Source organism: Roseobacter sp. (genome assembly GCF_024639605.1).
GTDB lineage: Bacteria > Pseudomonadota > Alphaproteobacteria > Rhodobacterales > Rhodobacteraceae > Roseobacter.
In genome coordinates, this window is record NZ_JAHEHZ010000015.1 from 20,572 (window position 1) to 39,070 (window position 18,499).

General features: G+C 61.4%; 20 protein-coding genes. 6 read left to right on the top strand and 14 right to left on the bottom strand.

Annotation, left to right across the window (positions count from 1 at the left end; all coding sequences use genetic code 11):
- The 4 genes from Q0M35_RS03585 to Q0M35_RS03600 form a co-directional block, all read right to left on the bottom strand.
- Positions 1-680, bottom strand: a 680-nt coding sequence (locus tag Q0M35_RS03585) for an MlaD family protein (RefSeq protein WP_295312355.1), incomplete at its 3' end; no start/stop codon positions are given.
- Between the two features lie 11 nt (positions 681-691).
- The gene (locus Q0M35_RS03590) at positions 692-1,480 is read right to left on the bottom strand and encodes an ATP-binding cassette domain-containing protein (RefSeq protein WP_295312261.1); all 789 of its coding nucleotides are present in this window, start codon (positions 1,478-1,480) and stop codon (positions 692-694) included.
- Positions 1,477-2,601 (bottom strand): MlaE family lipid ABC transporter permease subunit, encoded by a 1,125-nt coding sequence (locus tag Q0M35_RS03595; protein WP_295312262.1) that lies wholly within the window; start codon positions 2,599-2,601, stop codon positions 1,477-1,479. Before Q0M35_RS03595 ends, Q0M35_RS03590 begins: the two co-directional genes overlap by 4 nt.
- A gap of 164 nt (positions 2,602-2,765) precedes the next feature.
- Positions 2,766-4,361, bottom strand: coding sequence for a gamma-glutamyltransferase family protein (locus Q0M35_RS03600; protein ID WP_295312264.1), 1,596 nt, complete (start codon positions 4,359-4,361; stop codon positions 2,766-2,768).
- Between the two features lie 184 nt (positions 4,362-4,545).
- Between Q0M35_RS03600 and Q0M35_RS03605 the strand changes: the two genes are divergently transcribed.
- Positions 4,546-5,271: an SGNH/GDSL hydrolase family protein gene (locus Q0M35_RS03605; RefSeq protein ID WP_366519633.1), complete on the top strand. Its 726-nt coding sequence runs from the start codon at positions 4,546-4,548 to the stop codon at positions 5,269-5,271.
- On the opposite strand, the gene Q0M35_RS03610 is transcribed toward Q0M35_RS03605, so the two are convergent.
- From Q0M35_RS03610 to hisD, 6 genes are read right to left on the bottom strand one after another with little or no spacing between them, the layout of a single operon-like run.
- Entirely contained in the window at positions 5,216-6,322 is a 1,107-nt protein-coding gene (locus tag Q0M35_RS03610) for an alpha-hydroxy acid oxidase (RefSeq protein ID WP_295312266.1), read from the bottom strand. The genes Q0M35_RS03605 and Q0M35_RS03610 overlap by 56 nt on opposite strands.
- A gap of 4 nt (positions 6,323-6,326) precedes the next feature.
- Positions 6,327-6,881 (bottom strand): sulfopyruvate decarboxylase subunit beta, encoded by a 555-nt coding sequence (gene comE / locus Q0M35_RS03615; protein ID WP_295312272.1) that lies wholly within the window; start codon positions 6,879-6,881, stop codon positions 6,327-6,329.
- Entirely contained in the window at positions 6,878-7,384 is a 507-nt protein-coding gene (gene comD, locus Q0M35_RS03620; protein WP_169639575.1) for a sulfopyruvate decarboxylase subunit alpha, read from the bottom strand. Before comD ends, comE begins: the two co-directional genes overlap by 4 nt.
- Before the next feature lie 6 nt (positions 7,385-7,390).
- Positions 7,391-8,398 carry an alcohol dehydrogenase catalytic domain-containing protein gene (locus tag Q0M35_RS03625; protein ID WP_295312283.1) on the bottom strand — a complete coding sequence of 336 codons (1,008 nt, stop codon included), beginning with the start codon at positions 8,396-8,398 and terminating at the stop codon, positions 7,391-7,393.
- Positions 8,395-9,147 carry an SDR family oxidoreductase gene (locus Q0M35_RS03630; protein ID WP_295312289.1) on the bottom strand — a complete coding sequence of 251 codons (753 nt, stop codon included), beginning with the start codon at positions 9,145-9,147 and terminating at the stop codon, positions 8,395-8,397. Before Q0M35_RS03630 ends, Q0M35_RS03625 begins: the two co-directional genes overlap by 4 nt.
- Positions 9,148-9,151: 4 nt before the next feature.
- Positions 9,152-10,459 carry a histidinol dehydrogenase gene (gene hisD, locus Q0M35_RS03635; protein ID WP_295312295.1) on the bottom strand — a complete coding sequence of 436 codons (1,308 nt, stop codon included), beginning with the start codon at positions 10,457-10,459 and terminating at the stop codon, positions 9,152-9,154.
- 178 nt (positions 10,460-10,637) lie between these two features.
- On the opposite strand from hisD, the gene Q0M35_RS03640 reads away from it, so the two are divergent.
- The 5 genes from Q0M35_RS03640 to Q0M35_RS03660 all read left to right on the top strand — a co-directional run bounded on the left by Q0M35_RS03640 (position 10,638) and on the right by Q0M35_RS03660 (position 15,682).
- Positions 10,638-11,660 (top strand): LacI family DNA-binding transcriptional regulator, encoded by a 1,023-nt coding sequence (locus Q0M35_RS03640; RefSeq protein ID WP_295312302.1) that lies wholly within the window; start codon positions 10,638-10,640, stop codon positions 11,658-11,660.
- A 60-nt stretch (positions 11,661-11,720) separates the two neighbouring features.
- Positions 11,721-12,833, top strand: a complete 1,113-nt coding sequence (locus Q0M35_RS03645) for an S-(hydroxymethyl)glutathione dehydrogenase/class III alcohol dehydrogenase (protein ID WP_295312365.1) — start codon at positions 11,721-11,723, stop codon at positions 12,831-12,833.
- Between the two features lie 65 nt (positions 12,834-12,898).
- The gene (locus Q0M35_RS03650) at positions 12,899-14,542 is read left to right on the top strand and encodes a hypothetical protein (RefSeq protein WP_295312308.1); all 1,644 of its coding nucleotides are present in this window, start codon (positions 12,899-12,901) and stop codon (positions 14,540-14,542) included.
- Between the two features lie 106 nt (positions 14,543-14,648).
- Positions 14,649-15,107 (top strand): (2Fe-2S)-binding protein, encoded by a 459-nt coding sequence (locus Q0M35_RS03655; protein WP_295312314.1) that lies wholly within the window; start codon positions 14,649-14,651, stop codon positions 15,105-15,107.
- Entirely contained in the window at positions 15,104-15,682 is a 579-nt protein-coding gene (locus Q0M35_RS03660) for a hypothetical protein (RefSeq protein ID WP_295312321.1), read from the top strand. The genes Q0M35_RS03655 and Q0M35_RS03660 overlap by 4 nt, the downstream gene beginning before the upstream one ends.
- A 9-nt stretch (positions 15,683-15,691) precedes the next feature.
- Here Q0M35_RS03660 and ureG read toward each other — a convergent pair whose 3' ends face one another.
- From ureG to Q0M35_RS03680, 4 genes are all read right to left on the bottom strand, one after another.
- Positions 15,692-16,333 carry an urease accessory protein UreG gene (gene ureG, locus Q0M35_RS03665; protein ID WP_295312328.1) on the bottom strand — a complete coding sequence of 214 codons (642 nt, stop codon included), beginning with the start codon at positions 16,331-16,333 and terminating at the stop codon, positions 15,692-15,694.
- On the bottom strand, positions 16,330-16,971 hold the full coding sequence (locus tag Q0M35_RS03670) for an urease accessory UreF family protein (protein WP_295312378.1): 642 nt from the start codon (positions 16,969-16,971) through the stop codon (positions 16,330-16,332). Before Q0M35_RS03670 ends, ureG begins: the two co-directional genes overlap by 4 nt.
- Positions 16,961-17,437, bottom strand: a complete 477-nt coding sequence (locus Q0M35_RS03675) for an urease accessory protein UreE (RefSeq protein ID WP_295312333.1) — start codon at positions 17,435-17,437, stop codon at positions 16,961-16,963. Before Q0M35_RS03675 ends, Q0M35_RS03670 begins: the two co-directional genes overlap by 11 nt.
- 9 nt (positions 17,438-17,446) lie before the next feature.
- On the bottom strand, positions 17,447-18,499 hold a 1,053-nt coding region (locus Q0M35_RS03680; RefSeq protein WP_295312340.1), incomplete at its 5' end, for an urease subunit alpha.

The window sequence follows — 18,499 nt, forward strand, 5'->3', positions numbered from 1 at the left end:
GTGTCGGTGGCCGTTGTCAGGGTGGTGTCGGCAGTATCCGCAAGGGCATCAAGCCGTCCGGCAAAGGCCGCAACTTCGCGGGCTGCTGCGCTCAGATCAGCTGAGAGGGTTTCGAAATCCGCCAGTGAGCGGTCAAGACGCCCCGAAGCAGAGGAGAGGTTGTTCAGCACCACACCCACCGCGTCACGGTTTTCATCGCTCACAACCGCGCTGATATCGTCGAGCAGATCGACCGCGCGTTGCAGCAGAACCGGGGCTCCTTCTAGTACGGACTGAATGGCGCTCGATTGCGAAGGGATGACGGCGTTTTCGGGCAACGTCTCCGCGTCGGGCGACCCGCCCGTCAGTGCGACAAAGCTCACACCCGTCACACCCTGACTTTGCAGAACAGCGACAGTATCTGTTTTGACCGGTGTTGCTGCCACGATCTCGATGCGCACTCTGACTTTTGAATGGTCTTCTTCATCGAGCGCCAGCCCGACGACCTGGCCGACCGGCAATCCGTTAAAGCGCACGTCACCTGCGTCGCCCAGCCCGGTCACATTGTCGAAAAGCACATCGTAATAAGCATACTGCCGGTCCACCTGTACCTTGGCGAGCCAGAGCAGAAACACCATGCTGCCCACGAGGCCGGCGAGGGTAAAAAGACCGATCAGCAGATAATTGGCTTTGGTTTCCATGCGTCTTTCCGTCAGCCCGCCGCCCGGGCCGCGCGCGCACGCGGTCCGGTGAAATATTCCTGTACCCAGGGGTCCTTGACAGCGGTCATGGTCTCGATGGGTCCTTCCACCAGTACACGCTTATCCGAGAGAACCGCGATACGGTCGCAGATTGCGTAGAGGCTGTCGAGGTCATGGGTCACCATAAAAACGGTCAGCCCGAGCGAACGCTGCAATTCCCGGATCAGCTCATCATAGGCGCCGGCACCGATGGGGTCGAGCCCCGCCGTGGGTTCATCCAGAAACACAATCTCGGGATCGAGCGCCAGCGCGCGGGCGAGGGCTGCGCGTTTGCGCATCCCGCCCGACAGTTCGGACGGCAGTTTGCCGCAACTGGCGGCGGGCAGGCCTACAAGGCTGATTTTGAGCCCGGCCAGTGTTTGCATCAGCCCAGTGCTCAGGCTGAGGTGTTCGCGCATCGGTGCCATCACGTTTTCCAGAACGGTCAGCGACGAGAAAAGGGCACCGTCCTGAAAGGCCACTCCCCAGCGTCTCTCGACAGCAAGACGCTCTTTTTCCGGGCCGTTGACCACATCCGTCCCCAGCACATGGATGGTGCCGGCAGAGGGGCGCTTCAGGCCGACAATGGAGCGCAGCAGGACGGATTTGCCGGTACCTGAGCCGCCCACAATGCCCAGAACCTCGCCGCGCCAGACATCCAGATCGAGGTTCTGGTGCACGACATGGGGCCCGAAGCGGTTTTCCAGGCCGCGTACCCGGATCACCGCCTCGCGCTCTGCGTGTCCCGCAGGGGCGGTCACACGCCCAGCTCCGCGAAGAAGATCGAAAAGACAGCATCCATCACGATGACCAGAAATACGCTTTGCACAACTGCCGCGGTGGTGCGCCGGCCCACGCTTTCGGCGGAGCCACCCACCTGCATGGCCTGCCAGCAGGACACGATTCCGATGATAAAGGCAAAGACCGGCGCTTTGATCATACCGACCGCCAGATGCCATGCGCTGGTGTTTTCCAGAAACCGGGTGACGAACATGCCGGGGCTGACACCCAGTTCGGCCCAGCTCATCAGAGCCCCGCCGATCAGGGCAGAAATATTTGCCGTCAGACCCAGTACGGGAAGCATCAGCATCAGCGCAATCAGCCGTGGCAGAACCAGCACTTCAATCGGGTCAAGTCCGAGGGTGCGCATGGCATCGACCTCTTCGTTGACCTTCATCGATCCGATCGCCGCAGCATAAGCCGACCCTGAGCGCCCCGCGACAATGATGGCGGTCAGCAGGATGCCAAGTTCGCGCAGCACCGAGACGGCAATAAGATCGACAACGAAAACTTCGGCACCGAACTGGTGCAGCTGTGCAGCACCCTGATAGGCCAGCACGATCCCGATGAGAAAGCCCATCAGCGCGATGATCGGTACCGCATTCATACCGGTCTGCTGCATCTGCGCAAAAAGCGCTGTACCGCGCAGCCGCCAGGGGTTGACGAGCGTACGCGCCAGACGGCTCAGTACCAGCCCCAGAAAGCTCAGTAGAGAGCCCGCGCTTTGCACCAGTGCAGCGACGGCCACGCCAAGGCCGGTGATCCACGCGCCGGGACCGCCGGGTCCGGTGTCGACGAGGGGCTCTTTGAATGTGGCCTCTGTGACCTTTTCGAGCAGTCGGGCATTGTCTTCTGACGCTCCGGAAATTTCCAGCGTCACGCCGCCGGTCGCGAGGCGCGCGCGCAGCTGCGCGATCATTGCAGCGCCGCCTGTGTCAAATGCTTCAAGACCGGAGAGGTCCACGGTCGCCGCTCCGGGGCGGGCGGTCAGTTCGGCAAATGGTTTTTCCACCAGATGCAGTGCCTCTGTCACGAGCCGGCCGCTCAGGTGAAACACGGTCTGTCCGTCCGTAGTGTCTGATGTAATCGCCGGCATGCTCATAACGGTGCCATTGTGCGTGCAAATTCCGATACCGCAACGAAAAACCGGCCATGCTGTCTCCGGTTGCGTGTTCCGGTCGTTGCAAAGCACGCGCCCTGAACAGGCCGGACAGGTGGTGCGCGCGGTTCAGGGCTCTGGCCCGGCGCTTGCGACGCGGGGTCTTTTCAGAACCCCATCGCGGCCCCGTCTTTGCGCGGGTCTGAACCCGCAGCATATCCTCCGCCGGGCAGCCGATGGATGAGCTGTGCGCCGCCAAAACCAAAGGCGTTATCGGGGGATTCGAGGGAAATGTCGTGGCCCATGGCGCGCAGAGCCCCGACCGTTTCGTCGGGCATGGCTTCTTCGAGCGCGATGCCCGTCCCGCCGGTCACCCGCCAGCGCGGCGCGTCGACGGCCATCTGCGGGTCCTGTCCCCAGAGCTGCGTGCGCAGAACCATCTGCACATGGCCCTGTGCCTGAAACGGGCCGCCCATAACGCCAAAGCTCATCAGCGGCCCGTCAGGACCCATCACGAACCCGGGAATGATAGTATGAAACGGGCGTTTTCCCGGCGCGACACAGTTCTGGCTTTTGGGGTCGAGCGAGAAATCCGCTCCGCGGTTCTGCAGGTGAATACCGGTGCCGGGCACCGTCACACCTGAGCCGAAACCGGCATAGTTAGACTGAATATAGGATACCATCATGCCGGAGGCGTCCGCCGCCGCAAGGCATACCGTGCCGCCTTTGTTCGGAGCGCCTGCACCGAAATCCTGCGCCCTGTCCGGGTCGATCATGGCCGCGCGTGACGCAAGATAGCCTTTGTCCAGCATCTGCTCTGCGGTGGTATGGGTCATGAATGCCGGATCCGCGACCCATGTCTGGGCATCCGCAAGCGCGAGTTTCATCGCTTCGATCTGCAGGTGCAGCGCAGCGGGGGCATCAGGGTCAAGGCCGCGTAGGGGTGTGCCGTCGAGGATGCCCAGTGCCATGAGTGCAGCGATCCCCTGGCCGTTTGGTGGAATTTCGTGAAGCTCCGCCTGGTCAAAACTGTTGCTGATGGTGCCGACCCAATCGGGGCGATGGGCTGCCATGTCCTCCATGCTGAGTGCTGCGCCGTGCAGAGCTGCAAACTCCGTAATCTCACGCGCCAGTTCTCCGGTATAAAAGGCGTCGCCCTTTGTCTGTGCGATCAGGCGCAGGCTGCGCGCCGCCGCTTTGTTGACAAACCGCTCTCCTGCGCGCGGCGCGCGGCCGCCGGGCAGAAAACATTCCGCAAACCCGGGCTGATCGCGCAACTGGTCTGCCGCGCGCGCCCAGAGGGCGGCGATCTTGGGTGTGACATAAAATCCGTTTTCCGCATATTCGGTAGCCGGGGCGAAAAGATCGGCAAAAGGCAGTTTTCCAAAGCGCTCCGAAAGTGCAACCCAGGCGGAGACGGCGCCCGGCACGGTCACGCTGTCCCAGCCGTGAAAGGGCATTTTATCGAGGCCGGCAAAACGGTCCGGTGTCCATCCGGCAGGTGCACGACCGGAGGCGTTCAGGCCGTGCAGTTCCCTGCCGTCCCAGACGATGGCAAAGGCGTCGGACCCGATGCCGTTGCCCGAGGGCTCCACCAGGGTCAGGGTGATTGCCGTGGCCAGCGCCGCATCGACGGCATTTCCGCCGCGTGCAAGCATTGCCAGTCCTGCGCGGGTTGCCAGAGGCTGGGACGCGGCCACGATATTATCGGCAATCACAGGCGATCGCCGCGACGGATAGGGATGCGTATCTCTGAGTCTCATAGTCTGCTCCTGCGCGTCGGAATTGGGGGCCATGTGGTCCGGGTGTTCATCTGGTGTCAATAGAAGCCCCGCCCTGACGGCATTGTTTACGGATCATTAGGAAATAAACGCCAGAGTTGGCGACAGGCGCTGGTCGGGGTTACGCTTGACGCCTGTCTGCACGACGATGCACAGGGGGTTTACGATGACTATGATCAGGGCAGTTTTCCTGACGCTGACGGTGTTGCTTGGCGCCTGCACCGAGATGCCGTCAAACGACCAGCCGGCGCGGATCCTGACCATGGGAGATTCGATGCTTGCCTGGCACAGCAACAGTCGCAATTCCGTGTCACACGCGATAGAAGGTATCCTGCGTGAGCCGGTGATCGACCGTTCCGTTCCGGGGGCGCGGATTTTCTATAACCTGCCGGTATCCGGTGCGCTGGGGATGAACATCTCCAAGCAATATATCGCAGGTGAATGGGACTGGGTCATTCTGAACGGTGGCGGCAACGATCTGTGGATGGGCTGCGCCTGCGCAGTCTGCGACCGGAAAATCGACCGGATGATCTCAAAAGACGGCCGTTCCGGCGCAATTCCGGGGATGGTGGCCAAAGCGCGTGCGCGGGGCGCGCGGGTCATATGGGTTGGCTATCTGCGCAGCCCGGGTGTGGGCTCAGGCGTTGAATACTGCAAGGATGAGGGCGATGAGATCGATGCCCGCCTCACGCGGCTTGATGCGGCGGACCCCGGCTTCTGGTTTATCTCACTGCAGGATCTTGTACCCCATGGTGACCGCTCGTTTCATGATGAGGATATGATCCATCCGTCGCGCAAGGGCAGCCATGCGATTGCCGCACGGATCTCAGATGTGATCAGAAACGCGCCGCCGGCCCCGGCATCGTCGTCCGGCCCATCTGCGCCAGGGTAAGGCCTATCTCATCGCTGATGAGTTTCCAGAAAGCATCCAGTCCGTCACGGCCGCCGGCGGCAATGGCAAACTGCATAGCGCGGCCGAAAAACACAAAGTCAGCTCCCATCATATATGCTTTCACCACGTCTTCGCCCGAGCGCATACCCGTGTCGTAAAAGAGCGGATAGTCATCACCGAGCGCTTTGCGGATTGCCTGAAGGGCGAGAATCGGCGGCGGTGCAGCATCAAGCTGGCGCCCGCCATGGGTCGAGACCTGAATGGCGTCCACACCTTCATCGCGTAGCCGCCGGGCGTCATCCACGTGGGTCACGCCCTTGGCCACGAGGTTACCGTCCCAGCTGTCGCGCAGGCGTTTGAGGAAATCCCAGTCCGCGCGTGCCCGGCTTTCGGTGCGGTCGAAAGTGAAATCAGGCTTCTGGAAGTTTGCCAGATCCGGCGCGCCCGCAATCAGGCTCGAGATCGACCACTGCGGGTGCAGCGCAAAGTCGATAAACTGTCTGGGGCCGATTTTGAACGGCATCTTAAAGCCACGGCGCAACTCGCGCGGGCGCCTGCCGACCTCGGGCACATCCAGTGTCATGATCAGCGTTTTGTACCCGGCAGCTTTGGCGCGTTCGACGAGCTTTGCCGTGCCGGAGCCGTCGCCGGAGAAATAAAGCTGAAACCACGCGTGGCCGTCGGCCTCTTCAATCATGGTCTCAAGTGTTGTCGAGGCAACCGTCGATACCCCGCAGGGCACCTGATGTTTTGCGGCGATGCGCGCCAGCATCAGATCGGCGCCGGGACCCGAGAGATTGCACATGCCCATGGGGCTGATGCCAAAGGGGACTTTGCCTTCGTGTTCGAAAACTTTTGCGCTCAGATCGCGCTCCGACACGTTCACCAGAACGCGCGGTTCCAGAATGATGTCACGCAGAGCGGCCAGATTGCGGGCTTCGGCCACACCTTCTCCGGCCGCTCCGTCGATATAGTCAAACACCATCCAGGGCAGCCGCCGGCGCGCGAGGCGCCGGGCGTCAGAATAGGAATGGATGGCGCCGGCGCTCACGGGGTCAGGCTTTCACAGCATTCATGAAACGATCGCGGATGACGACCGGGTCCATGGTGATGACGTCGAGCTTGATGTTGCCGCTTTCGCATTTACTGACGATGATCGTCATCTTTTTGCTGTCGATTGCGGCCTGCAGGGTGGCACCGGTGTCTTCGGCTTTGCAGGTGACGACGTTCTCGCATCCGCAGGCCTTCGCCACATCTTCGAGTTTGGTCTTTTTGCCCGCATAGGTCGGCTGGTCACCGGTTGAGCCATAAGAGCCATTGTCGATGATCAGCAGGATAAAATTATCGGTCACGTTGTTTGCAATCGTCGGCAGGGTGCCGAAATTGGTCAGAACCGAGCCGTCGCCGTCAATGGAGATCACGGTTTTGGGCTGCGCCATGGCAAGGCCAAGACCAATGGAGGACGACAGACCCATCGTGCCGAGCATGTAAAAGTTCTTTGCGTTGTCGTCGATCATATGCAGCTCCTGGCTGGGCAGACCGATGTTGCAGACAACAAGGTGATCGTGAAGGATGGGCGCGATTTCGCGCAGGATATCAGAACGGATCATTGGTCGCCGTAGCCTCCCCAGAAGGACGCATCCGTCAGGATCGCCACAGGTTTGTTGCACATAAAGGTGTATTTAAGAATTTCCTGAAGCTCGGATGCATCGGATTCTTTGTGGAAGTGATAGGTCGGGATCAGCATCTGATTAAGGAGCGCTTTGGTATGCACGGCCATCTCGACCTGGCAGGCAACCGGCTCGCGCAGCTCTCCGCGATAGGAAATAAGCATCGGCAGCGGCATGCGGTAATACTGGGTCAGCGTCGCCAGCGTGTTGATCGTCACCCCGATGGCTGTGTTCTGCATGATGATCGCCGGGCGTTTGCCGCCCATAAATGCACCGGCACAAAGCCCCATACCCTCGTCTTCTTTGTTGGAGGGCACGTGGTGTATCTCGGGGCGGGCTTCCACCTCGTCGATGACGCCTGCAAGTTGTTTGCAGGGGACGGTCGTGATGAAATTGACGCCCTGGGCGATAAAATCATCTACAATTTTGGTGCTTATCGACACGTTTGATTACTCCTCGTGTTCGGGGATCAGAATTATTTTGGGTGCGGCGACGTTACCGGCCCGGATGTCCGTGAAGGCAGCCTGGCCATCGGCCAGGGGTCGTGACTCGATCCAGTCGAGCGGGCCAAGCCGGCCATCGAAGATCGCGGCGGCCGTATCTGCAAAGTCCTGTGCAGTATAGGTATATGTGCCGATAAAAGTAATTTCCTGAAGCGTCATCCGGCGGACATCGAGCCCACCTGTCGCCTCACCGAGACCGATGTGGGCGATAACACCGCCCGCGCGCGCCATTGCACTGGCTGCGGCCCGCGTGCCGGCGTAGCCGACACCGTCGATGACCAGATCCACACTGCCGTTTTCCGGTGCCGCGGGCTCGCCCGGTGCGCAGACCTCAAAGCCTGCCACATCTGCAAGGCGCGCACGGCGCAGCTCATTAGGCTCAATCACGGTGATGTCGCGAGCGCCCTGCGCATTCAGTGCCAGAGCCGCGCCGACGCCGATGGCTCCCCCGCCGATGACCGCGCACCGCATATCCGAGAGATCCTGTCCCAGAATACGTTTGCCAAGGCGCACGGCATGCCAGCCGCAGGCGATAGGCTCCGCAAGCGCCGCGTGGCGCAGATCGACGCCTTCAGGGACGGAGACGAGATTGCGATCCGGCATGCTCACATATCCGGCAAATGCACCCTGGCGCGGTGGCATGGAAATGATCTGGCGGTTTGAGCAGAGGTTTTCGAGGTTTGCCGTGCAGTTGTCGCAATGCCCGCAGGCCACGAGCGGATTAATTGTGACACGTTCGCCATCGCGCGGACCGCCGGTGATGACGCCGGCGGCCTCGTGGCCGAGGATCAGCGGGGCGGGGCGCCGTTCGTCATGGCCGAGAAAGGCGTGCATGTCAGAGCCGCAGATGCCGGAAGCTTCAATGCGGATCAGGTGCTCGCCGTCGCGCGCTTCGGGCGCGGGGCTGTCGGAATAGGTCAGCTCGCCGACCCCGGTATAAACTAAAGCTTTCATTTCGCTGTGAACCCCCCATCCACAAAGAGTGTCTGCCCGGTGACATAATCAGATGCCGGTGAGCAAAAGAACATCAGCGGGCCGTCAAGATCCTCCGGCTCGCCGTTGCGCCCGATGCAGGTCTGATCCGCGTTGCGTTTTGCAAGCTCAGGATTGGCAAAGACAGGACCGGTGAGCTCAGTCCGGAAGAACCCGGGCGCCACCGCGTTGGCCGTGATGCCGTGACCAGACCAGGCTTCAGCCATGGCGCGGGTCATCTGCTCCACGCCTCCCTTGGAGGCACCGTAAGAGATGCCCGAGGCAAAGGCGCGGCGCGATTGCAGTGACGCGAAATTGACGATCCGTCCCCAGCCCCGTTCCTTCATTGCGGGCACCATGGCCTGCGCCAGAAAGAAGGGCGCGGCAAGGTTGAGATTCAGCGTTATATCCCACCCTTCACCGGTCACGTCATCGGCGTGTTGGCGGGTATTGATGCCCGCCGCGTTGATCAGAATATCAGGTGCCCCGAAAGGCTCTGAAATTTCGGCAGTCAGGCCTGCGAGGATGCTGCGGTCTGACAGGTCGGCAGTGACAGCGGCCGTTTCGCCCTGCACCCCGGCCCGCCAGGCTTCGAGCTCCTCACCGCGCCGCGCGACCCCGATGACCCGGGCACCGGCTTGCGCCAGCAGGCTTGCCGCCTGCCGCCCAAGGCCGCTGCTTGCACCGGTGACACATGCCACCCGGTCCCGGACATCAAAGATCGCAGGCATGGTCTCAGCCCTCTGCCGAGAGGTCGAAGTTTTCCTGCGGGAAGTATTTGTGCAGGCGGGCGTCCGCCGCGCGGGCGTGACCCTCCATACCTTCCAGACGGGAAATCCGCGCTGTTGCGATGGCCACCGGCTTGGCGCCGTCACGTGTTGCGCGCTGCCAGGTGACGATCTTCATGTACTTGTGCACAGACAAACCACCGGTGTATTTGGCCGAGCGGGATGTGGGCAGCACGTGGTTTGTGCCCGACGCTTTGTCGCCAAAGGAAACTGTGGTCTCTTCGCCCAGAAAAAGTGAGCCATAGCACTGCAGCCGCTCCAGCCACCAGGGCAGATCTTCGGCCTGGACGGTCAGGTGCTCAGGCGCATAGTCGTCAGAGCAGGCGGCCATTTCTTCGCGGTCCGCACAGACGATCACCTCGGCATAGTCGCGCCAGGCTTTGGTTGCGTTGTCGCGGTTCAGTTCGGGCAGATCGTCGATCAGGCCGGGTACCAGCTCCATGACTTTTTCGGCCAGCGCGCGGTTGTCGGTGACGAGCCAGACGGGTGAGTTGTAGCCGTGCTCTGCCTGGCTCACGAGATCGGTTGCCACCATGAAGGGGTCTGCAGTGCCGTCGGCCAGCACGAGGCTGTCGGTCGGACCTGCAATCATATCGATACCGACGCGGCCGAAAAGGATCCGTTTGGCTTCGGCCACGAACTGGTTGCCGGGTCCGACGAGGATGTCCGCCTGTGGCAGACCGAAAAGACCGTAGGTCATGGCCGCAACACCCTGCACACCGCCCATGGAGAGGATTTTATCCGCACCGCACAGGTTGGCTGCGTAAACGATCGCCGGGTTGATGCCGACGTCAGGGCGGGGCGGGGAACAGGCAGTGATGTGCTCGCAGCCTGCAACCTTGGCCGTGGTGACGGTCATGATCGCGCTTGCGATGTGGCTGTAGCGTCCGCCAGGGACGTAGCAGCCCGCGGCACGGACGGGGATGGCTTTCTGGCCGGCGATCAGGCCAGGCACGATTTCAAGCTCCACATCGGTCATGGTGGATTTCTGGATCTCGGCAAAGCGGCGCACGTTGTCATGCGAAAAGGCGATATCGTCTTTCAGCTTCTGGCTGACGAGCGTTGAGGCATGCGCAATCTCTTCTTCGGTGAGAAGCACGTTGCCTTTGTATTTGTCGAACTGCTCGGCGTATTTCATCGCCGCGGCATCGCCACCGGCCTCGATATCACTGAGGATGTTCTGAACGATTTCACGGACATCCCCCGCGTCGGTCATCGCAGTCTTCTCAGCTTTTTTCAGATAATCACGGGCCACGGGCATTCCTCCACGGTGTCTGTTTCAACGGGGCGGGCTGCTGTAAGCACTCTGCAGATTCTCTCGCTCCCTGACTTCGTGTAAGCGCTTGCATCCTCGAATGCAAGCGCTTACAGTAATTGGAGGAGATTTTTTTCCGTTACGCTGACGGGTCGGTGGTAAACAGGACAGAAACTGTATGAACAAACAGACCGCACCAACACTTGAGGACGTCGCCCGCCTTGCCGGTGTCTCGACCGCGAGCATATCACGTGCGCTCAACGCTCCGTCTAAAGTGGCACCGGCCACACGTGAGAAGATCGAAAAAGCGGTTGAGGTGCTTGGCTACACGCCGAACTTCGGTGGCCGCGCGCTGGCGTCAGGGCGGGCCAACACCGTAGGTGCGGTCATTCCGTCGATGGCAAACGCGATGTTCGCAAACGGATTGCAGGCCTTTCAGGATGTGCTGATGCAGGCAAAGGTTAATCTGCTGGTGGCGACCACGGGTTTTGACCCTGAAGAGGAACTCGCGGCCATTAAGTCACTTGTGGCGCATGGCGCGGATGGCCTGATGCTGATTGGCAACGCGCGCCCTGACGCAACCTGGGATTTTCTCGAAAAACGACGGGTGCCGCATGTTGTGGCATGGGTCAGCGAAACGCGACCCGGGCATTTGTTTGCGGGTTTCGACAATGCCGGGGCCGCCGCGGATGCCGCACGCCGGGCAATGGCAGCCGGGCATCGCCGGATCGCGATGATCTGCGGGCAGACCCGGGACAATGACCGCGCCCGCGCCCGGCGTGATGGTGTGATAGCCGCAGTTGGTGCGTGGGGTGACGGCGCGCGACTGACCCATCTGATCGAAGCACCTTATATGCTGGACGAAAGCGGCGCGGCCTTTGCGACGATAATGCAGCAGCAGGAGACCCCGACCGTGGTGCTCTGTGGCAATGACGCGCAGGCCGCCGGGGCAATGGCGCAGGCACGTGCGATGGGGCTGTCCCTGCCGGATGATATGTCCTTTATCGGATTTGACGACATTGGTCTGGCGCGGGTGCTGCATCCGGCGCTGGCCACGGTGCGTGTTCCGCAGATCGATATGGGGCGCCGTGCTGCGACACTCCTGCTCGACCGGATAGCGGGCCGCGAGGGACTGCAGTCTGTGGTCCTTGATACCGAATTTATGGACCGTGCATCGCTCGCACCCCCGCGCAAGGCTTGACTTCCGGGCACACGGGCTTTCACTTGAGCGGCAGATTTCAGCGAAAGGACCCCCGAGATGATGAAGACCCGTGCCGCCGTTGCTGTTGCCGCAGGCAAGCCGCTTGAGATCATGGAGGTGAACCTCGACGGGCCCCGCGCCGGCGAGGTGCTGGTGGAGATCAAAGCTACCGGGCTCTGTCATACCGATGAGTTTACGCGCTCCGGTGACGATCCGGAGGGCATTTTCCCGGCGATTCTGGGCCACGAGGGGGCAGGGGTCGTTATCGAGGTCGGCGAAGGTGTCACATCGCTGGAAGTCGGCGATCATGTGATCCCGCTTTACACGCCCGAGTGCCGCGAATGTGAATACTGCCTGAACCCGAAAACCAACCTTTGTCAGAAAGTGCGGGCAACGCAGGGCCAGGGCCTTCTGCCTGACGGATCCACACGCTTTTCAATGCCCGACGGTACACCGATCCACCACTACATGGGCTGCTCGACTTTTGCCAATCACACGGTGGTCCCCGAGATCGCGCTGGCCAAAGTCCGCAAGGACGCGCCCTTTGACAAGATCTGTTACATCGGCTGCGGCGTGACCACCGGCATCGGCGCAGTGATCAACACTGCCAAAGTCGAGATCGGCTCGCGCTGCGTGGTGTTCGGTCTGGGTGGCATCGGTCTGAATGTCATTCAGGGTCTGCGAATGGCGGGATGCGATCAGATCGTGGGGGTCGATCTGAACGACGACAAGGAAAAGATGGGCCGGCACTTCGGCATGACCGATTTCGTCAACCCGTCGACGGTTGATGGCGATATGGTCGCCCATCTGGTTGAGCTCACAAAGGGCGGCGCAGACTATACCTTCGACGCCACCGGCAACGTCAAGGTGATGCGGCAGGCGCTGGAATGCGCACACAAAGGCTGGGGCGAGAGCATTATCATCGGTGTGGCACCAGCGGGTGCTGAAATCTCAACGCGCCCTTTCCAGCTCGTCACCGGCCGGGTCTGGCGCGGAACAGCCTTCGGCGGTGCCAAGGGCCGCACGGATGTGCCGAAAATTGTTGACTGGTACATGGACGGCAAGATCGAGATCGACCCGATGATCACGCATAAACTCACGCTGGATGAGATCAATCACGGGTTTGACCTGATGCATCAGGGCAAGTCGATCCGCGCGGTTGTGGAGTTCTGATCTGCTTGCGGGATGATTTGGTGAACTGCCTGTGCTAGGATCGCCGTCGCAGCAGGGGGACGGCAATGACAGACTTTAATCTTGGTACATACCGGCGTGACATCACGACACGATCGGATGAAGCGAAATCCTGCTTTGATGCAGGCCTGATCTGGCTCTTTGGCTATAATCACGAAGCCGCGGCGGATCAGTTTGAAAAAGCGGTTGCGGCGGATCCCGGCTGTGGCCTCGCGCACTGGGGCATCGCCTATGCCATCGGCCCTAATTATAACAAGCCGTGGGAATTTTTCGAACCCGATGAGCGGGTGACAACGCTGGAACGGGCGCAAAAGGCAATCGCAGACGCCCGTGCGCTTGAGAGCAGCCTTGCTCCTGTGGAAAACGCACTGATCTCAGCACTCGCGGACCGGTTTCCGGAAGACCCGGAAGTCGAGGATTACGGCCCCTGGAACGACGCTTTTGCGGACAATATGCGCAAGGTTTACGCCGAATACGCGGACGATCTTGATGTTGTGTGTCTTTTCGCCGAAGCCTTGATGAACCGCACGCCCTGGCTCTTATGGGATCTGCCGGCAGGCGCGCCCGCAGCAGGCGCCTCGACGCTGGAAGCGCAGGCAGCGCTTGAAGCCGCCTTTGACACACTGCCCGGGGCCTGGGATCATCCGGGCCTGCTGCACATGTATATCCACCTGATGGAGATGTCGCCCACGCCCGAAAAGGCCCTGCGGCACGGGGATCGTCTCGTCGATCTGGTGCCGGATTCCGGCCATCTGGTGCATATGGCCACACATATCGACGTGTTGTGCGGCGAATATCAGAACGTCATCTGGCGCAACCGTCGTGCCGCCGAAGTGGACAAAAAATATGAGGCGATGGCGGGGGGTGAGAACTTCTATACTGTCTATCGCATCCATAACGTTCATTTTGAGGCATACGGGGCGATGTTTCTGGGCCAGCCGGAACGGGCCCTGGCTGCGGCTGAGGAACTGATTACGATGTTGCCCGATCCCGTCATCCGCTTCATGCCGGATCTGTTCGAGAGCTTCTGGGGTAAGAAAATCCACGTAATGGTGCGTTTCGGGGATTGGCAGGGCATTCTTGATGAACCGCTGCCGGAAGACAGAGAGCTCTACAGCTATACCTTCGCCGCGATGATGCAGTCACGCGCCATTGCGCTGGCCAATCTCGGGCGCATCGATGAGGCACGGGCTGAACGCGATCTGGCACAGGCCGCGATGGCCGACGTTCAGGAAAGCCGCATGGTGTTCAATAATACCGCAGCCGATGTGCTGGCTGTCGGGGCTGCGATGATGGAAGGTGAGCTTGCGTATAAATCCGGCGATGTGGCTGCGGGACTCAATCATCTGCGTCGCTCGGTCACGCTGGACGACGCGCTGCTTTATGACGAGCCATGGGGCTGGATGCAGCCCACGCGGCACGCTCTGGGTGCCTTGCTGATGGATGCGCAGGAGTTTGAGGAGGCAGAGGCCGTCTATCGCGCGGACCTTGGTCTTGATGAAACGCTTGCGCGGCCCTGTCAGCATCCGCGCAATGTCTGGAGCCTGCACGGATTGCACGAGTGCCTGGTAAAGCGCGGCGAACTCACAGAGGCGAAGCACATCCGCCTGCAGCTTGATCAGGCCCTCGCGCGGGCCACGGTGCCGATCCGTGCGTCGTGCTATTGCCGCAGCGGCGCAAAGGCTGCCTGACGCAGGTGCTGTTGCTGACTGCGATGTGATGATACCTCGCGCGGCGCACCAGTGCAGGGCAGGACCCTCTTGGACAGTATAACAGTACCAGCGCCCGGAGATCATAATGAAGCTGACAGTGAACGGATCAGAGTATGAGGCGGATGTCCCGCCACAGATGCCGCTATTATGGGTGCTGCGCGACACGCTGGGGATCACTGGCCCGAAATACGGCTGCGGTATCGCGCAATGCGGGGCCTGTACCGTGCTGATGGACGGGATTGCGGTGCGCGCCTGTCAGGTCGCCGCTGCCGATGTGCAGGGAGAAATCACAACAATTGAGGGCCTGGCACAGGGTGATGCGCTGCATGCCGTTCAGGAGGCCTGGATTGCACACCAGGTCGCGCAGTGCGGTTATTGCCAGGGCGGGCAAATCATGCAGGCGGTTTCTTTCCTCAGCCTTGTGCCGGACCCGGACGATGAGGCAATCGACGCGGCGATGAGCGGTAACCTGTGCCGCTGCGGAACCTATCCACGTATCCGCGCGGCCGTTAAAACGGCGGCACGGGCACTGAACAGCGGATGATGCGGTGGGCCTTTTTTGCCGCGCTGCTCTGTGGCTTTCCGGTGTTGCCGGTACAGGGCGAGACAGCGCCTGGGCCGGGCATTGAGGCCTGGACGCGTATATACGAAGTTGTGTCGCACCCGCGTTGTGCCAACTGTCACACCGGGCCTTCCGACCGTCCGATGTGGTCCGGCCCGTCTTACGGAGAGACGCGTCCGCACGGCATGAACATCCGTGCCGGTGAGAGCCGGATCGGGGCTGAGACGCTGCCCTGCCGCACCTGCCACGTCAGGGCGGAGGCCGGCGGCAACACGGCTGCGCATATGGCGCCTCAGGTGGCAGAGGCCTGGCGGCTTGCGCCCGTCGAAGCGCACTGGTTCGGGCAGACCAGCGCCTATATCTGCACGCGTCTGCGTGATCCGGACCTGAACGGCGGGCGCACTGCTACAGAGATTGCCGATCATCTCGGCCATGATGTGATTTTGCACTGGGCATGGGCACCCGGTGGCGGGCGGGAGCCTGCCCCCTATGATCTGGAAACGCATATCGCGGATATCCGGATCTGGGGGGACGCCGGACAGCCCTGCCCGGAATAAGCCGTGTGCTCAGGCGTTGATGGTGACGAGGCCCAGACCTGAAATCGCGCGCAGTTCACGGATCACATCCTCCACGCCCTCACCGTGTTTCAGCGCCGTGAAGACAAAAGGGCGTCCGGCACGCATGCGTATCGCATCGCGCTCCATCACCTCCAGAGAGGCGCCGACATGCGGCGCCAGATCGGTCTTGTTGATGATCAGAATATCCGAGCGGGTGATGGCCGGCCCGCCTTTGCGCGGGATCTCTTCACCCGCCGCCACGTCGATCACATAGAGCGTCACATCCGCAAGTTCCGGCGAGAACGTGGCGCTTAGATTGTCGCCGCCGCTCTCGATCAGGATGGCTTCGATTTCCGGATGGCGCTCCTGCATCTCGGCCACCGCGGCGAGGTTGACGGAGGCGTCTTCGCGGATTGCCGTATGCGGGCAGCCGCCGGTTTCCACGCCGATGATCCGGTCCTGCGGCAGGATCTGCAGCCGCATCAGTGCCTCGGCGTCTTCGCGGGTGTAGATGTCATTGGTGATCACACCGATTGAATGTGCGCCGCTGAGGGCCCGGGCCAGGACTGCCGTCAGCGTTGTTTTTCCCGCACCGACGGGGCCGCCGATGCCGACGCGTAACGGGCCGTTGAGAAACGTGGGAACAGTCATGTGCGGAATACCTTCGAGTATTGTGTTTCGTGCTGCATCGACGCGATATCGGCGGCAAAACAGGCCGACGTCAGATCGTCGGGTGTGCTCCCTGCGGTGGCTTCAGCGACGGATGTCGTGAGCGGTGCGAGACGGGCCAGCAGATCCTGTCCCCCGGTCTGCCCCAGCGGCACCAGCCGGACAGCTGCCGAGATAAGATTTGCAGCAAAGGCGTGCAGATACATGGCTGCGGTGAGATCCTGCGGCAGGCCGCAGACCCTTGCTGCCCGCCCGACAGCCACCGGATAGGTCAGCGTTCCAAGCCGTGTGTCCCAGACCGCGTCCACCGTACGCGCGAACGCCGCACCCTGATCGCAGGTCTCGATCAGCCTGCCGGAGGATGCGGCAAATGCCTCCGCCAGCGCGTCGATCCCGGCCACGTCCTTGTTGTCCGCGTCATACGCCGCGCGCAGCAACACCAGATCAGAGCGCCCGCTGCCGTGTTCGATGATGTCCCGGAGCCAGTGCTCCAGCGTGGTAACTGACGTGATCCCGCCCGCATCAATCACCCGTTCCAGCCCGTGGGAATAGGCGAAGGCACCAACCGGAAAGCCGGGAGACAGCCACTGCGTCAGGGTCAGGACGGCATCAGTGTTCATGAGCGTGATCTTCGGGACCGTGCTGGTGGCTGTGGTCGTGACCATGCGTACGCCCGTGACCATAAGCGCCGCCCTCCGGGGTGAAGGGTTCCGTGACCTCATGCACATGCGCACCCAGCTTTGCGAGCATATCCGCCATAACGTGATCGCGCTGAATGAGCAGGCGGGTGTCCTCGATCTGGCAGGGCGTATGCCGGTTGCCGATGTGCCAGGCTATCCGGTGCAGACCGGAGCCGGTAATCTCCAGCAGAGGTTCCGGCGCAGCCAGGACACCGATGAGAGTGCCCGCCGCTGTCTGCAAAGCATCGCCATGCGCCAGAGAGGTCGTTTTTGGCAGATCCACCAGTACCTGCGCACCGGATTGCGTTGTCACCACGCGCCGGCGCAGAAACCGTGCACCATAATCAAGCGAGACGTGGTCCGTTACGGCGGCAGCAGCGGAAACGACAGATTGGGCAGTTTGCATCGCGGAGCCTCAGAACATGAAATAACGCTGCGCCATGGGCAGCACTTCGGCGGGCTGACAGGTCAGCAACTCGCCGTCGGCCCTCACCTCATAGGTTTCCGGGTTTACCTCGATCTGCGGCAGGGCATCATTCAGAATGAGGTCTTTTTTGCCAATCCCGCGGGTACCTTTCACAGCCACCACACTCTTTGCGAGACCGAGCGTGTCGCGGATGCCGGCGGCCTCCGCCGCAGCACTTACGAAGGTCACCGCAGAGTGTTCAACCGACCGGCCGAAGGCACCGAACATGGGCCGGGTATAGACCGGTTGCGGGGTCGGGATCGACGCATTCGGATCGCCCATCTGCGCGCAGACAATTGTGCCGGCCATCAGGACCATCTCGGGCTTCACGCCGAAAAACGCAGGGTTCCACAATACCAGATCCGCTCGTTTGCCGACTTCAATACTGCCAATCTCGTGGCTGATGCCGTGCGCGATGGCCGGATTGATGGTGTATTTCGCGATGTAGCGACGCACGCGCATATTGTCGTTTTCGCCGGTTTCCTCCGCCAGGCGACCGCGCTGCTTTTTCATCTTGTCGGCGGTCTGCCAGGTGCGGATGAGCACCTCGCCCACGCGGCCCATCGCCTGGCTGTCGGACGCGATGATCGAAAAGGCGCCCATGTCGTGCAGGATATCCTCGGCCGCGATGGTCTCGCGGCGGATCCGGCTTTCGGCAAAGGCCACATCTTCGGGAATTGATTTGTCGAGGTGATGGCAGACCATCAGCATGTCGAGGTGCTCTTCCAGCGTATTGACGGTGAAGGGCCGGGTAGGGTTGGTCGAGGAGGGCAAAACGTTCTCATCGCCACAGATTTTTATGATGTCGGGGGCGTGTCCGCCGCCGGCTCCTTCGGTATGGAATGCATGGATGGTGCGGCCCTTGATGGCGGCCACGGTGTTTTCCACAAACCCGCTCTCGTTGAGCGTATCGGTGTGGATCATAACCTGAACGTCCATATCGTCAGCCACCGAAAGGCAGCAGTCAATCGCGCCGGGCGTGGTACCCCAGTCTTCGTGCAG